Annotated in this window: 11 protein-coding genes; 6 read left to right on the forward strand and 5 right to left on the reverse strand. The window is 71.8% G+C overall.

What is annotated here, in order from left to right; genetic code table 11:
- Window positions 1-62 precede the first annotated feature (62 nt).
- Window positions 63-401, reverse strand: a complete 339-nt coding sequence (locus AC1DDU_RS10945) for a hypothetical protein (protein ID WP_477433971.1) — start codon at window positions 399-401, stop codon at window positions 63-65.
- A 189-nt stretch (window positions 402-590) separates the two neighbouring features.
- Complete coding sequence (locus AC1DDU_RS10950; protein ID WP_477436801.1) at window positions 591-1,508, reverse strand: Bax inhibitor-1/YccA family protein; 918 nt, start codon at window positions 1,506-1,508, stop codon at window positions 591-593.
- A gap of 156 nt (window positions 1,509-1,664) precedes the next feature.
- Between AC1DDU_RS10950 and AC1DDU_RS10955 the strand changes: the two genes are divergently transcribed.
- From AC1DDU_RS10955 to AC1DDU_RS10965, 3 genes are read left to right on the forward strand one after another with little or no spacing between them, the layout of a single operon-like run.
- Window positions 1,665-2,675, forward strand: coding sequence for a glycerophosphodiester phosphodiesterase family protein (locus tag AC1DDU_RS10955; protein ID WP_477433973.1), 1,011 nt, complete (start codon window positions 1,665-1,667; stop codon window positions 2,673-2,675).
- Between the two features lie 54 nt (window positions 2,676-2,729).
- Window positions 2,730-3,806 carry an ABC transporter ATP-binding protein gene (locus tag AC1DDU_RS10960; protein ID WP_477433975.1) on the forward strand — a complete coding sequence of 359 codons (1,077 nt, stop codon included), beginning with the start codon at window positions 2,730-2,732 and terminating at the stop codon, window positions 3,804-3,806.
- Window positions 3,803-4,897, forward strand: coding sequence for an ABC transporter permease (locus tag AC1DDU_RS10965; protein WP_477433977.1), 1,095 nt, complete (start codon window positions 3,803-3,805; stop codon window positions 4,895-4,897). The genes AC1DDU_RS10960 and AC1DDU_RS10965 overlap by 4 nt, the downstream gene beginning before the upstream one ends.
- 75 nt (window positions 4,898-4,972) lie before the next feature.
- Here the strand turns inward: AC1DDU_RS10965 and AC1DDU_RS10970 are convergent, their stop codons facing one another.
- Window positions 4,973-5,437 carry an SRPBCC domain-containing protein gene (locus tag AC1DDU_RS10970; RefSeq protein ID WP_477433979.1) on the reverse strand — a complete coding sequence of 155 codons (465 nt, stop codon included), beginning with the start codon at window positions 5,435-5,437 and terminating at the stop codon, window positions 4,973-4,975.
- Window positions 5,438-5,453: 16 nt separating this feature from the next.
- Between AC1DDU_RS10970 and AC1DDU_RS10975 the strand changes: the two genes are divergently transcribed.
- Entirely contained in the window at window positions 5,454-5,777 is a 324-nt protein-coding gene (locus tag AC1DDU_RS10975; RefSeq protein WP_477433981.1) for an ArsR/SmtB family transcription factor, read from the forward strand.
- A gap of 2 nt (window positions 5,778-5,779) precedes the next feature.
- On the opposite strand, the gene AC1DDU_RS10980 is transcribed toward AC1DDU_RS10975, so the two are convergent.
- Entirely contained in the window at window positions 5,780-6,556 is a 777-nt protein-coding gene (locus AC1DDU_RS10980; protein ID WP_477433983.1) for an alpha/beta fold hydrolase, read from the reverse strand.
- A gap of 157 nt (window positions 6,557-6,713) precedes the next feature.
- Here AC1DDU_RS10980 and AC1DDU_RS10985 point away from each other — a divergent pair, with 157 nt between their 5' ends.
- Window positions 6,714-7,358, forward strand: a complete 645-nt coding sequence (locus AC1DDU_RS10985) for a hypothetical protein (protein ID WP_477433985.1) — start codon at window positions 6,714-6,716, stop codon at window positions 7,356-7,358.
- 39 nt (window positions 7,359-7,397) lie between these two features.
- On the opposite strand, the gene AC1DDU_RS10990 is transcribed toward AC1DDU_RS10985, so the two are convergent.
- Window positions 7,398-9,008, reverse strand: a complete 1,611-nt coding sequence (locus AC1DDU_RS10990; protein ID WP_477433987.1) for a LuxR C-terminal-related transcriptional regulator — start codon at window positions 9,006-9,008, stop codon at window positions 7,398-7,400.
- A 205-nt stretch (window positions 9,009-9,213) separates the two neighbouring features.
- On the opposite strand from AC1DDU_RS10990, the gene AC1DDU_RS10995 reads away from it, so the two are divergent.
- Window positions 9,214-14,955: a DUF7507 domain-containing protein gene (locus AC1DDU_RS10995; protein ID WP_477433989.1), complete on the forward strand. Its 5,742-nt coding sequence runs from the start codon at window positions 9,214-9,216 to the stop codon at window positions 14,953-14,955.
- Window positions 14,956-14,977 lie beyond the last annotated feature (22 nt).

Consider the following 14,977-nt stretch of genomic DNA (forward strand, 5'->3'; position numbering starts at 1 on the left):
GCGGCGGCGGTGGACGAGGGGAAGCGGATGCCGCGGCGCGGGGCCGCGGCATCCTTTCGCCGTCAGCGGGTGCAGAGCTTCGGGGCGTCCGAGGTGCCGAAGCGATAGTCGTAGGTCGTTCCGTCGACGGTGACCACGACGCGCATGCCGTCGACGAGCGCCTGCGTGTACGAGACGCCGGGGGAGGGGCATCCCAGCGCGCCGTTGTTCCAGGTCACCGCCCACGCGGACTCGAGCTCCGGGGTGCCGGTCACGCCGCGGTCGGCGAGGTCGGCGACGATCGCGTCCCAGCGCGCCGGTGACACCGTGGCGGGTTCTCCGGTGGGGGCGATGGGGCCGCGCGTGGTCGTCTCGAACGGCGTGCGGCTGGATGACGGCTGGGGCGTCGTGGGCTCGGTCATCGGGGCTCCTGAACACGCGGTGAGGCAGAGCAGCAGTGCTGCCGCACCGAAAGCCATCCGACGTCGAGCCATGCCACTCCTCGGTCCGGCTTCAGCCTAGGCGGGGTGCTCGCCGACCGTAACCCGGGCCCGTGACGCGGAACGGCCGCCCGGAGAACCGGGCGGCCGCTCGTGGTCTTACGTGAGGCGTCAGCCGTCGCCGCGCGCGATCGCGAGGATGCGCAGGATCTCGAGGTACAGCCAGACGACCGTCACCATGATGCCGAAGGCGCCGAGCCAGCCGTACTGGCGGGGAGCGCCGTTGCGCACGCCCTGCTGGATCTGGTCGAAGTCGAGCACCAGCGAGTACGCGGCCATGATCACGACGAGGACGCCGATGATGAGGCCCAGCGGGATGCCGGCGACCTTCTGGCTGAGCAGACCGAACGCGCCACCGGCGACCGGCACGTTGAAGAGCATCAGCATGATGTTGAGGAGCGAGAACACGAGGTAGCCGACCATCGCGATGAGGAAGACCTTCGTGGCGCGCTTGGAGGCGCGGATCTTGCCGCTGGCGAAGAGCGCCAGCGTCACGCCGACGACGGCGAACGTCGCAAGAGTCGCCTGCACGACGATGCCCGGCCACAGGAACTCGAAGAACGCCGAGATCGCTCCGACGAAGAGACCCTCGAAGGCGGCGTAGCCGAAGATCAGTGCGGGGCGGATCTTCTTGCGGGAGGTGAAGATCACGACGAGCGACAGCACGAAACCGCCGAGCGCGCCGATCATCCAGGGGAGGATCGACGGGTTCGGGTTCAGGGCGGAGACGCCGGCCATCGTCCACACCCAGCCGACGGCTGCGGTGACGAGGAGGATCGCGAACAGGCCGACGGTCTTCCAGATGGTGTCTTCGTACGACATGCGACCGGTCTCGACGGCGCCTGCGGCCGGAGCGGCGTACATGCCCTCGAGCTGCGCCTGGGCCGCGGCATCCGTTCCGGCGCGCTGCGCCGTCGCGAACTGCGTCTGGCCGCCGAGGCTCGCCGCCTGCGAACCGCCGGGGTAGGTCTGCACGGCCTTCGGGTCCTGGAAGGCCGGGTTGTTGAACGCGGGGTTGTTGAGGGCCACTGCTCTCACACTCCAATGTCAAGGGAATCCCAGCACGATGCTGTTGATCAACACTATCCGACCGCCACTTGCCAGGCACGGACGGGCGCTGTGAGAGGGCTATGAACGGACGCCGCGACGCGCGGTCCGCTCCCTTCACGCGGCTAGCCTGGAGCGATGCCGCGCCGCCATCCGCTCGTCTTCGGCCACCGCGGTGCTCCGGGTTACCGCCCGGAGCACTCCCGCTCGTCGTACGCCCTGGCGTTCGAGATGGGGGTCGATGCCGTCGAACCGGACGTCGTCGTGTCGCGCGACGGCGTGCTCGTCGTGCGGCACGAGAACGAGATCTCGGGCACGACGGATGTCGCCGACCGGCCGGAGTTCGCCGACCGCCGCACGACGAAGACCGTCGACGGCGCGGAGCACACCGGCTGGTTCACCGAGGACTTCACGTGGGACGAGCTGTCGACGCTGCGCTGCCGCGAGCGGATCTCGGACCTGCGGTCCTCGAGCGCGAGCTTCGACGGCGAACAGCCGGTGCTGCGCCTGCGCGACGTGCTCGACGCCGCGCGGGACGCGTCGCTCGAGTACGGCCGCGAGATCGGCGTCGTGCTCGAGATCAAGCACGCGACCTATTTCGCCTCGCTCGGGTGGGATGTCGCCGCCCTCGTCGACACCGAGCTGCGCGAGGCGGGCTGGGGCGACGGGGCGCTGCCGCTCACGATCGAGGCGTTCGAGTCGACCGTGCTGTTCTCGCTGCAGGAGCGGGGCATCCGCGCCTCGTACATCTACCTGCTGGAGCACGCGGGGCGGCCGTTCGACCTGTTCGCCGCGCAGGGCAAGGCGGCGCCGACGTATCGGCAGACCGCCAGCCCGGAGGGTCTGGACGCCCTGGTCGGACGCGTCGACGGCATCAGCGTCGACAAGCGCAGCATCCTCGCCCCCGACAAGCTCGGTCGCACCAGCGGGCCGTCGTCGGTGGTCGCCGATGCGCACGAGCGCGGGCTGCGCGTCTTCACCTGGACATGCCGGCCCGAGAACCGCTTCCTCATCGGCCAGTTCCGCCTCCCCGGCGGCCCCGAGGCGTTCGGGGACTGGGAGGCCGAGTGGGGCGTCATCCGGGACTCCGGCGTCGACGGAGTGTTCGTCGACCATCCCGATCTCGGGGTGTCGTTCTTCCGGCGGTGACGCCCGCGCGGCGAATCCCGAGCAGCGGCCGGCGCTCTGACTAGGGTGGGGCGCATGACCAATGCCGGCATCGTCGTCGACGGGGTGCGTCGGGCCTTCGGTGAGGTGCAGGCGGTGCGGAGCGTGACGCTGCAGGCGCACGCGGGTCGCGTCACCGGCCTCGTCGGGCCGAACGGATCGGGAAAGACCACGCTGCTCCTCATGCTCGCGTCGCTGCTCGCGCCCGACGCGGGGTCGATCCGCATCGACGGCGTCGACCCGGTGACCCACCCGCAGGAGGCCCGCGCGCTGCTGGGCTGGATGCCCGACGCGCTGGGCGCGTGGGGCACGCTGTCGTCCCGCGAGACGCTGACCGTGACGGCACGGCTGTACGGGATGCCGAAGCCCGAGGCATCCGCTCGTGCCGCGCAGCTGCTGGCCGACGTCGGACTCGTCGACCTCGCCGACGCGCCGGCACGCGTCCTCTCGCGGGGCCAGAAGCAGCGCCTCGGCCTCGCACGGGCGCTCGTGCACGACCCGCGGGTGCTGCTGCTCGACGAGCCGGCATCGGGCCTCGACCCGCAGGCGCGCATCGACCTGCGCCTGCTGCTGCGGCGCTTCGCCGCAGAGGGCCGCACGGTGCTGGTGTCCAGCCACATCCTCTCCGAACTCGAAGAGGTCGCCGACGATGCCGTGTTCCTGCTCGGCGGGGTGACCGTCGACCCGGCGCGCGTCGAAGCGGCCTCCCGCCGCGCACGGCCGTGGCGGGTGCGGATCGCAGGGGCGGAGGCATCCGAGGCCGCACCGCACGTCGCCGCCGCGCTGCGGCTGGGCGCCGAGCAGGTGGGGGTGGACCGGCGCGATGTCGTCGTGTCGTTCGAGACGGAGGATGCCGCCGCCGCGGCGCTGCGCGACCTCCTCGGCGCGGGGCTCTCCGTCGTGGAGTTCGCCGCCGCGCAGGGGACGCTCGAGCGCACCTTCCTCGACCTCGGCGACGGCCGGGCTCCGCAGGCGCCGGCGGGGGTTGCGTTCGACCCCGCGCCGCCGACGGTGGACGCGACTTCGACGGACCCGGCGAGCGCGCCGCCGCCGGGGGATGCGGCATCCGCAGACCCGCGCGCGGCGACCGACGAAGGCGAGGCGACCTCGTGAACGGGCAGCGACTGGGCGCCATCGTCGGCCTCGAGCTGACGCAGCGCACCCGCAGCGTCGCCTGGTACGTGCTGCTCGGCGTCTTCGCGGTGCTGCTGGCGATCGTGACCGGGCTGTCGTTCCTCGCCTGGGGGTCGGTGTACCGGCCGGGCGGCGCGATCTACTCGACGATCGTGTACATCACGCTGCTGCTCGTCGTGCTCGTGTCGCCGACGCTGAGCGGCAACGCGATCAACGGCGACCGGGATGCCGCGACCCTCGCACCCGTGCAGGTCACCCTCGCGACGACGTTCGAGATCCTCTTCGGCAAGTTCCTCGCGGCGTGGATCACCGGCCTCGCGTTCGTCGCGGTGGCGATCCCGTTCCTCGTGATCGCGACGCTCGCCGGCGGCGGCGACCCGGCGACGATCACGGTGTCGCTGCTGGTGCTCGTCTTCGAGGTGGGCGTGATCGCGGCCATCGGCGTCGCGCTCAGCGGCATCCTGTCGCGCCCGCTGTTCTCCGTCGCCACCACCTACCTCGTCGTCGCGGCACTGGTGCTCGGCACGGTCATCGCCTTCGGACTCGTCGGGATGTCGATCCGCTCGGAGGCGACCAGCAGCTACCGCAGCTTCGACTACGGCGAGTACGGGGAGATGCCGTGCATGCCCGGTGAGGAATCCAGTGAGTCGTACCCGTGCGACGAGGACGCCGAACTCACGTGCGGCCAGTGGCAGACCTCGACGTACGAGATGCCGCGCTTCGACCACGTGTGGTGGCTGCTCGCCGCGAACCCGTTCGTGATCCTCGCCGACGCGACGCCCACGCAGTTCGACCCGCACGGCTACCCGCAGGACCTCTTCGGCCAGATCAAGTTCGCGGTGCGGTCGGCGCAGCAGCCGCCGGACCTCGACCAGCGGTGGGACGACTGCGCACCGCGGCAGCAGCAGGACGGGCAGCCGACGGCGGAGCGGGTCATCGACCACTCCACGCCGAGCTGGTTCGTCGGCATGGCGCTGCAGGCGCTGCTGGCCGCCGGGCTGATGTGGTGGGCGTGGGCGCGAACGCGCACGCCCGCGCGGCGGCTGCCGTCGGGCACCCGTATCGCGTAGCGGCGCGGCCCCGGGCGCATCGCGTAGCGGCGGGCGCGGGGCGAAGCCGGCGTCGTCTCGGCGCGGGCGGCCGCGTCAGGCGTAGAAGCCCTCGCGCAGGTTGATGCCGTGCTCGACCCACGCCTTGAGGGCGGCGAGCATGCCGGTCCAGCCTTCGCAGTTGCCGAAGGCACTCTTCGCGCCGTCGGCGGTGGCCTGCCACGCCGATTCGGTGATCGTGACCAGGGTGCGGGCGCCGTCGTCGACGGGCTCGAACTCGAACGTCGTCGTGGTCTCGGCCTCGACGCCGGCGCGGGCCTCCCAGCGGATCACGAGCCGCCGCGGCGGGTCGGCCTCGACGACGGTGATCGGGAACCTGCCGGGGAAGTCGGCGAAGTCCCACGTCACGTCGGCGCCCTTCTCGAGGCGTCCCCGCGCGCCACCGGTGGTGAAGTACCGGGAGAGCTGCTCGGGATCGGCGACCGCCTCGTAGACGTCGGCGACCGGCCGCGCGACACGCCCCGACACGGTGAAAGACAGGGCGGTGAGTTCTTCAGACATGTTGTAGTTTTATAACATGACGGCTGCCGAGCGCAAGGGGTCGGACGACGACCTGGTGTTCAAGGCGCTCGCCGCGCCGTTGCGACGCCGCATGCTGGACGCGCTGAAGGACGAGCCGCTCGCGACCGGGGCGCTGTGCGCGCGGTTTCCCGAGGTCGATCGCACGACGGTGCTCCAGCATCTGCGCGTGCTGGAGCGGGCCGAGCTGGTGACCGGTCGCAAGATCGGCCGGGAGCGGCACCTGGCGCTCGCACCTCTGCCGATCAAGCGCATCCACGACCGCTGGATCGGGGAGTACGCCCGCGCCGCGGTGGACCTCCTCGACCGGCTGAGCGACTGACGTCAGCCGATGCGTTCGCTCACGACCCGTGCCGTCGCGGCCGGGTCGGGGCGGTGCATGACCGACTCGGGCACGATGACGAGCTCGGCTCCGTCGATCTCGGCGGCGAGACGGTCGGACGCCGAGATGAGGATCGGGAAGGTCTGCTCGCCGCGCAGCACCGTGATCGGCGCGTCGACGGCGAGCATCTCGGGCGTCGGCGTCGACACCGCCGCGACCAGGTTGGTGTCGTAGACCGTGGACTGCGCGAGGGGCACGAGGTCGGCGAACTGCTCGCTCGCACGCATCGCCTCGACCATCTCGCGCGGCAGGCCGACGTTCTCGAGCTGGAACGTCGTGATCGCGTCTTCGGGGTGGCCCTCGTCGACGAAGCGCTGCAGGCGTTCGGCGAGGTCGCCCGCGGGCTCGTCGACGCCGAACCGGAGCGGCGGCTCCGAGAGGAACAGCGCCCGCACCGGTACGCCGAGCGAGGCCGCGTACAGCGCGAGGACGGCGCCCGACGAGTGTCCCAGCACGGCCGCGTCGCCGCCCACGGCGTCGATGACGGCGGCGAGGTCCTCGGCCTCGCGCTCCGGCGTGGAGCCGCGGGCGTCACCGCTGTCGCCGCGGGCGCGGCGGTCCCAGGTGACGGTGCGGAAGCCGGCATCCGCCAGCGCATCGGCCAGTCCTGCGGCGTCGACCGCCCTCGACATGGCCCCGTTCACGATCACGACGACAGGCCCGTCCCCGGTCTCGTGGTACGCGATGCGGGTGCCGTCTGCGGAGGTCACAGTGTCCATGCTCCTCAGCCAACCACGGGTGTCCGACATGCGTCAGGGAGACAGCGGCCCGGCACCGCGACCCCTGATCCGCCGCACCCTTGGCGTGGCGACGCGGCGCAGCGGCGGTCTTCGAGCTGCTCGGCGATTCGGCAGAATCGGAAGCCGGGGGTGGACGGTGACCGAGAACCGAAGTGATCACGGCCGCGAACGCGGGCGTGCGGCGACCGAAGGCACGGCGGTCACGGGCGGCAAGCCGTCACCGACGCGGTCGCGTGCGCGGTCGCTCACCCGCGACCTCATGATCGCCGCCGCGTTCGGGGCGATCGGCGCCGTGCTCCTCGTCGTGGTCGCGCCGCTGACGACCTCGCTCGCGGCGACGTTCCCTCCGGCGTACGCGGCGGTCGCCGGCGTCCACAGCGTGCTGCCCTACCTCGCGCGACGGCTGCTCGTGCTGCCGTTCGCGGCGACCCTGGTCGGCGGCCTCGTCGGGGTGCTGTCGTTCGCGTCGACCGCCCTCGGACCGCTGATCCTCTTCTCGCTGCTCGCAGCCACGCTGCCGTTCGACCTCGTCCTGAACGCCGGCCGTCGCTTCGCGCCGGCGCTGCGCGCACGGCACTACGCGATGGCGGCGGTCGCCTCGGCCGTCGTGCTGTTCCTCGTGTCGCTGCCGGTCTTCTCGGCCGAGCGCCTGACCGTCTGGATGGCGGTCGCCGTGCTCGCGGGTCGCCTCATCGGTCAGTGCGCGGCGGTGTGGTTCTCTGCACTGATCGCGGATGCCGTGCACCGGGCCGGGATCCGCCGGAAGGCGCCGGCCGGCTGAGCGCGGCATCCGTTCCCGAACGAACCGACCCGGCAGGGTCTATGCGCGCGAGGACGTCGGCACCAGCAGGTGGCGGTCGAGTCCGATCGCGATGGCGTCCTCTCGGCTGGCGGCGCCGAGCTTGCGGTAGAGGCTGCGCAGCTGCGTCTTGACGGTGTTGGGCGAGACGCCGAGCGCGCCGGCCAGCTCGCTGACGCTGGCGCACTCGGGCAGCCGGGCGAGCAAGGCGAGCTCCCGCTTGGTGAGCGAGAGGACCGGGAGCGCATCCAGGAGCAGCGATCCCGGGATGTCCGCCGCGATGTCGTCGGCACCCACGCGGGACAGCTCGCCCAGTACGCGATGAAGGTCGTCCGACGGCAGCAGCGCCAGCGGCAGCCGAAGCCCCGAGCGGGTGAGCAGCGCCGCCAGTCGCATCACCAAGGCGTTGAGGCGAGGGCGCGGGGGATAGCGGGTGAGCACGGCGATCTCGAGCGCCGCCGCCTCGGCCGAGCTCCGGGGCGACAGCGTCGACCCGGCGATCACCTTGAGCTCCTTGAGCGCCGTGCCCGGCTGCCCCATCGCCAGCGCCACCCGCGCGCGCTCGATGTGCGCGCCGGCACCGGCGCGCGGATCGCGCTGCGCGATCGCGGATGCCGCGTCGAGGTCTCCCAGCGCGAGCTGAAGCAGCCCGCGCACGCGCGCGAGCTGCTGGCGGGTGTGGGTGGAGCGTCCCTCGGCGCCCCGCAGGCCGGTCGTGGCCTCCAGCTGCGCCAGTCCGTCGGCGGCGTGCCCGTCGACCAGGGCGACCAGCGCCTCGGTCTCGGCGACGGCCAGCCAGTGCTCGACGACCCGGCGATTCGGGGCGGCATCGGCGAGCTGGCGTCGGGCCGTGCCGGCGTCGAAGCGCTCCAGTGCGAGCGTGGCCTCGGCGATGCGGTAGAACGTGCCGGTGTACCCGCTGCGCTCGTGCGCGAGCGATGGTTCGTCCCGCATCCGGTCGACCAGCAGTCGGGCTTCGTCGAGCTGGCCGTCGCGGGCATGGATGCCGGCGAGCATCGCCATACTGCCGAAGCCTTCGATCGGCGCCGACTCGGGCGCCTCGGCGACCCCCTTCGCGAACGCGCCGATCGCCTCGGTCGTGCGCCCGCCGTAGTAGAGGGTGATGCCCGCTTGCGCGTACAGCCGACTCACGTTGCGGGCGTCGGCGCGCTCCGAAGTGGTCAGCTGATCGAGCGCTTCCACCGCGCGGCGAGCGGGTTCGACGCCGAGCGAAGGCCGACCGAGCAGCCGCAGCGCCGCGCTCTGACCCGTACGGATGAGAGCGCGATCCATCGGCGGGAGCTGCCTGTCGCCTTCCCGACGCGCGGCGACGGCGGCGGCGGCGAAATACCGCAGCGCCCGCGCCCGCTGGAACAGGTTCGCGTTGTAGACCAGTCCCAGCATCATCAGCAGGACGGGCTGGTCCTTGAGGTCCGAAGCGGATGCCTCTTCCAGCAGTTCGCGAACGACCCGGCCCCGCAGCGTCAGCATCTCGTACCAGCCGGCGCGCGCCGCCTCCGACGCGGCCGAGTAGTCCCCCGCGGCGAGGGCGCGCCGCATCCGCTCGATGTACAGGTCGGCGACGGCCGCCGCCGCCGCATCCGGGCTCGCTGAGGCGGCGCTGTCTGACATGTCTCGGTCGTCCCCCCGGGCGTCCTCGGCGGCTGGGTCCGCCTGCACCAGGCTCTCACACGGTGTCGTCGCCGCGGCGATCTGTGACCGGGCGCCCCGGGGTGAGTCCGGGGTGAAGCGGGAGGAACCGGACGCCGTCCGACCGCTAGCTTTTCGCGGGGTGAGCGCCCATCGGCGCGCCCGTGAGCATCGACAGGGGGCGGCAATGGCCGAGAAGACGAGGGTCCGTGCGCGTCGGGACCGCGGGAACACGCGGGATCTCACGCTGCGTGGCGCAGGGAGGCGCACCGCCTGGGTCGCATTCCTCGCCGCACTCGTCGTCGCCCTGGCGACCGTCGCCGTGCCGGCGGCTCCCGCGGTGGCCGCCGGTACGGCGATCACGCTCACGCCGGCCACCGCGACGTTCAAGAGCGGTGTCGCGACCCCGTTCACCCTGACCGTCAGCTGCAGCACCGACGGCGGCTGCACCGAGTCGACGGTCACCATCCCCACGACCTCGATCACCGGGACCCCCGCGATCACCGATTTCGGGTCGTGGATCGGCAACAGCTCATGCGCGGGCGTCACCAAGACGGTGACGGCCGGGCAGGTCGTGTTCCACTACGGGACGCTGCCGACGGGGTCGAAGCAGTGCACGTTCACGCTCACCGCGCCCGAGTACAAGACGTTCGACAACACCGTCGTCACGATGACCCCGACGCTCGCGAGCGCGAACTCCGACCCCAGCACGGGGGTCCCCGCGACGGCGACCATCACGGCGGGCCGCAACGTGAGCCTCACGAACGGGTCGCCCGCCCGGGTGATCGCCGGCAACCAGTTCGAGTACACGGTCACGCTCTACTGCGGCCTCAACGGGCAGTACACCGGCGACGTCGGTCTGTCGGCGCTCAGCATCTCGGCGACCCTCCCCGCCAACTTCGAGTACCAGTCGTACCGCACCCGCAACAGCATCCCCGGCACCTTCTCGTACGACGCCGCGACGCGTGTGTTCACGTATTCCGACCCGACGGGCACGGCGTGCGGCAATCCGCCGCTGAACAGCGGCAACTTCGTCACGATCTACGTCGCCGGGAAGGCGTCCACGGGCGGCGTGCCCAACCCGGTCGGAAGCCGTGTGTGCAACGCGGCCTCGGCCTCCTGGACGTATCTCGACGGCGTCACCGGCTCTGCCGCCGCGACGCAGGTCTGCAGCCCGGTCGTGGACATCGCCACGACCGTGGCGAAGTCGACCACCGCGCCCTCGACCCTGAGCAACATCGGCCAGTTCGCCCCGGCGGACGGCGCCGGGCGCGCGTCGCACACCTACCCCGGCAACTGGGACGGGACCGGCGCGACGACCTACTACGACATCACCATGAACACTGTGCCGGCCACCGTCAACGGCGGGCTGTCGTACGACATCAAGGACCCGATGCCCTGCCTGGCGAACGGATCCGGCGGAAACTACACGTCGAACGCCGTCGGCACGTACTGCGCGAACCCCGCGTTCGTCCCGACGCTCATCGTGCCGACCGGTTTCGCCCTGACCGCCGCCGACGCCATCACGGTGATCCGCACCGACGGCACGAGCGCGACGATCCCGTACACCGCGAACAAGGGCTGGGTCGTCCCCACCTCTCCTGCGGTCGCGCAGGTGAACGTCCCGCCGTTCGCGTCGCAGGGATCGAACTCGGCCGCCACGATGCGCCTGCGGATGTTCGGCTACGCGTCGAGCGATGTGCCGGCGCCCGCCGTCCTCACGAACAAGGTCACCTCGACGCCGTACACGGCCGGGGACACCGGGACCCCGCTCTTGGCGGACCAGACCGCGACCTCGCGACTGCAGGTCGAGCGTCCGCCGGCGAACGACGCGGCGTTCGTCTACCCCGGGCTCACGACCGTCCAGGTGGGCACCACGTGCAGCGCCAACGCCTACCTCAACAGCAGCACGAACGGCGCCTACAGCAACCGCATCGAGCTGCCGTCGGCGCCCTCGAAGGCTGTCTACATCGACTATCTGGCACCGGCGGGCACCGTCGCGGTCGCTCCCGCGGCCACCGCGTTCAGCTTCGCGTCGATGAACGCGAACGGCAGCGGCGGCAAGACCTACACGTCGCCCGTGGTGACGCCGACGACGACGCCGGACTTCAACGGCACCGGGCGCACGCTCGTGCAGTGGAAGATCCCCGCGGGCGTGGTGACCGTGCCCGGCTACTACAACATCCGGACCTCGTCGCCGCTCGCGTCGCTCACCCTCGAGCCTGGCTGCGCCGGCGACTACACGGGCGACCTCACGGTCGGCTACGACGCGCCGATCGCGCAGTGCTACTTCAACAACTACGTGAGCGCCCACGTCGAGCCCGCGCCGATGTACCCGTTCGGCACCACCGGTCTGCGCTCGAACGGCGCACCCGACGCCGACAACTACTGCGGCTACTCGAGCAACCTGAAGATCGCGGCGATCAACGCGGGCTTCACCGTCGACAAGACGGTGCAGGGCAATCTCGATGCTGCGCCCATCGGCAGCGGCGGCACGGGCCACGTGAGTGTCGACGGCGGCACCGCGTCGTACACGGTGACCTTCACGAACACCGGCGAGTCGACGCTCACGAAGCCGGTCATGTACGACCTGCTGCCGCGGGTGGGCGACACGCGCGCCTCGTCCACGGCGCCGCGCGGCTCGCAGTTCCCTGTCACCCTGACCGGCATCGATCCGCTGCCGGCCAAGCTCGCGGTCGCGTACTCGCAGGCGGCGAATCCGTGCCGCCCGGAGGTGCTGCCGACCAACCCCGGTTGCGTGGACGACTGGACGACGACCGCCCCGTCCTCGCTGGCGTCGGTCACGGCCCTGCGCTTCGCGTACGAGGGCACCGTGTCGGTCACGAAGGGGTTCGCGGCGACGTACACCGTCAGCACCCCGCCCTCGGCGGCCGGCAACGTCGCGTGGAACAGCATCGGCACCAACGTGACCGCCGGCGACAAGCTCGTCGGCGAGGCCGAGTCGTCGCTGACAGGGCTGCAGGCGCAGAGCGCGCAGCCCGCCATCACGAAGACGGCGGACCGCGCGACGGTGGATGCCGTGGGCCAGCCGGTGGTGTTCACCTTCACCGTGACGAACAACACCGCAGTCACGCTGAGCGACGTGCGCGTCACGGACGCCTTGGTGAACTCGGCCGCGTCGAGCGAGGCGCCCGTTCCCACGTGCTCGTCGCTCACCGGGCCCGCCGGAGCCTGCTCGGGCGCGTCGACCAGCCTCGCTCCCGGCCAGTCCGCGGTCTTCACGGCGACGTATGTGACGACGCAGGCCGACCTCGACCACGGCTCCGTGTCGGACCAGGCGACCGCGACCGCGGCGCCGCCCTCGGGCCCGGCGCTGAGCAACAGCACGGACGTCGTCACCGTGAACGCGGCGCAGAACCCCGCGCTCACCCTCACCAAGAAGGCGGCGCCGGGCACCGTCGACTCGGTCGGCGACGTGATCGACTACACGTTCTCGGTGCGCAACTCCGGCAACGTGACGCTGCGGAACGTGGCGATCGACGAGACGGCGTTCAGCGGCAGCGGCGCGCTCTCGGCGATCACGTGCCCCTCGGGTGCGCTCGCCCCCGACGCGACCGTGGACTGCACGGCCACCTACCCGGTGACCCAGGCCGACCTGACGGCCGGCGCGGTGACCAATACCGCGACCGCCACCGCGACGGGCCCCGCCGCCGCCGTCACCTCGCCCGCGTCGTCGGCCACCGTCGACGTCGAGCAGGTCGCATCCCTCGACCTCGTGAAGTCGGCGACGCCGGCGGGAGCGGATGCCTACAACGCCGGTCAGCTCATCACCTACACGTTCGTCGTGACCAACACGGGCAACGTTCCGGTGACCGGCATCTCGGTCGACGAGACCGCCTTCACCGGCACCGGCACGCTGTCGGCGATCGACTGTCCGGCCACCGAGCTCGCCCCGACCGAGCAGTTCACCTGCGAGGCGACGTACACCCTCACGCAGGACGACGTCGACTCGGGGTCGCTCTCGAACACCGCGCGCGCCACGGGGACCGCGCCGACCGGCCCGGTATCCGACGCGTCGACGGTCACGACCCCGCAGACCCCGCTGGCGCGCCTGACGCTGTCGAAGACGGCGAGCACGGCGTTCGTGAACGCGGCGGGGGAGAAGCTCACGTACACGTTCACGGTCCGCAACACGGGCAACGTCACGCTCCACGACGTCGCCGTCGACGAGACCGGCTTCACCGGCAGCGGCACGACGCCCGTCGTGGCCTGCCCGGCCGATGTGCTCTCGCCCGGCCAGCAGCTCGTCTGCACGGCGGAGTACACCGTCACGCAGGCCGACATGAACCGCGGTGGCATCACCAACACGGCACGCGCCACCGGCCTCGACACGGCCGACGCCGACGTCCGGTCGGCCGACTCGACCGTCAAGGTCACGGCGAACGCCGCCCCGGCGATCAGCATCGCGAAGTCCGCGGACGTCGCCTCGTACGACGCCGTCGGCGACGACATCGAGTTCCGGTTCGTCGTCGCCAACATCGGCAACGTGAGCCTCTCCGGCATCGAGATCGCCGAGGTCGCGTTCAGCGGCACCGGCGCGCTCGGGGCGATCGACTGCCCGGAGACGAAGCTCGCACCCACCGAGTCGTTCACGTGCACGGCCCCGTACGAGGTGACCCAGGCCGACATCGACGCCGGTCGCCTCGTGAACACGGCCGAGGTCTCGGCCGAGGCGCCGTCGGGCGACGCCCTCGTCTCAGAGACGTCGACGGTGACCGTGGATGCGGTGCAGTCGCCCCTGCTCGTGCTCGAGAAGAAGGCGACCCCGGACGAAGCGGATGCCGCCGGCGACGCGATCCGATACACCTTCCACGTCGCGAACGAGGGCAACGTCACGGTGACCGCGCTGCAGATCGTCGAGTCGGCGTTCTCCGGCACCGGTGCGTTGGCCGCGGCGGAGTGCGCGAAGGTCTCGCTCGCCCCGGGCGAGGACGTGACGTGCGAGATGGCCTACGCGCTGACGCAGGCGGATGTGGATGCCGGTGCGGTGACGAACACGGCGGTGGCCACGGCATCCGCTTCCGGCACGCCGACGACCACCGACCCGTCGACCGCGACCGTCACGATCGACCGCGCCCCGGCGCTGTCGCTCGTGAAGTCGGCCCAGGTCGCGACGCCCGGCGAGATCCGCGCAGGCGACCAGATCACGTACTCGTTCGTGATCACGAACACCGGCAACGTGACGATCGCCGACCCCCACGTCGAGGAGGGTGCGTTCACGGGAACCGGCCCGCTCGACGACCCGGCCTGCGAGAACGGCGATCCGCTCGCTCCCGGTGACCAGCTCGTGTGCGCGGCGACGTACACCGTCACCCAGGAGGATGTCGACTCCGGCGAGATCGCGAACTCCGCGGTCGCGCGCGGCACCGGGCCGGCGGGCGTGCAGCCGCCGACTTCGCCCGCGTCGAGCGTGACGGTGCCCGAGCCCGCCCGCCCTGCCCTCGGCCTGGTGAAGTCGACCGAGGCGACGAAGGTCACCGCGGCGGGGCAGCTCGTCACCTACGCCTTCACGGTCACCAACACCGGCAACACCACGGCACGGAACGTGGCCGTGAGCGAGGGCGCGTTCAGCGGCCGCGGTGCCGAGGTCGTCGTCGACTGCCCGGCCGGCACCGACCTGCTGCCGGGCCAGAGCACGGTCTGCACCGCGGGCTACACGGTGGTCGCCGCCGACCTCGACGGCACCGCGCTGGTCAACACCGCCACGGCGGCCGGCGTGGCTCCTGACGGCAGCGGCATCGCGTCGGCGCCGTCGACCGTCCGGATCGACGACGTGGTGAAGGCTGCGGCATCCGATGATCTCGCGGTGACCGGCGGGGTGATCGCGTGGAGCGCCGCGGTGCTCGGCGCGGGTCTGCTCGTGGTCGGCGCGATCCTGGTGACGCTGCGCCGCCGCCGGCTCAGCTGACCCGATACTGCGGAGCCCCTGA

Source organism: Microbacterium sp. 05T445, assembly GCF_056395865.1.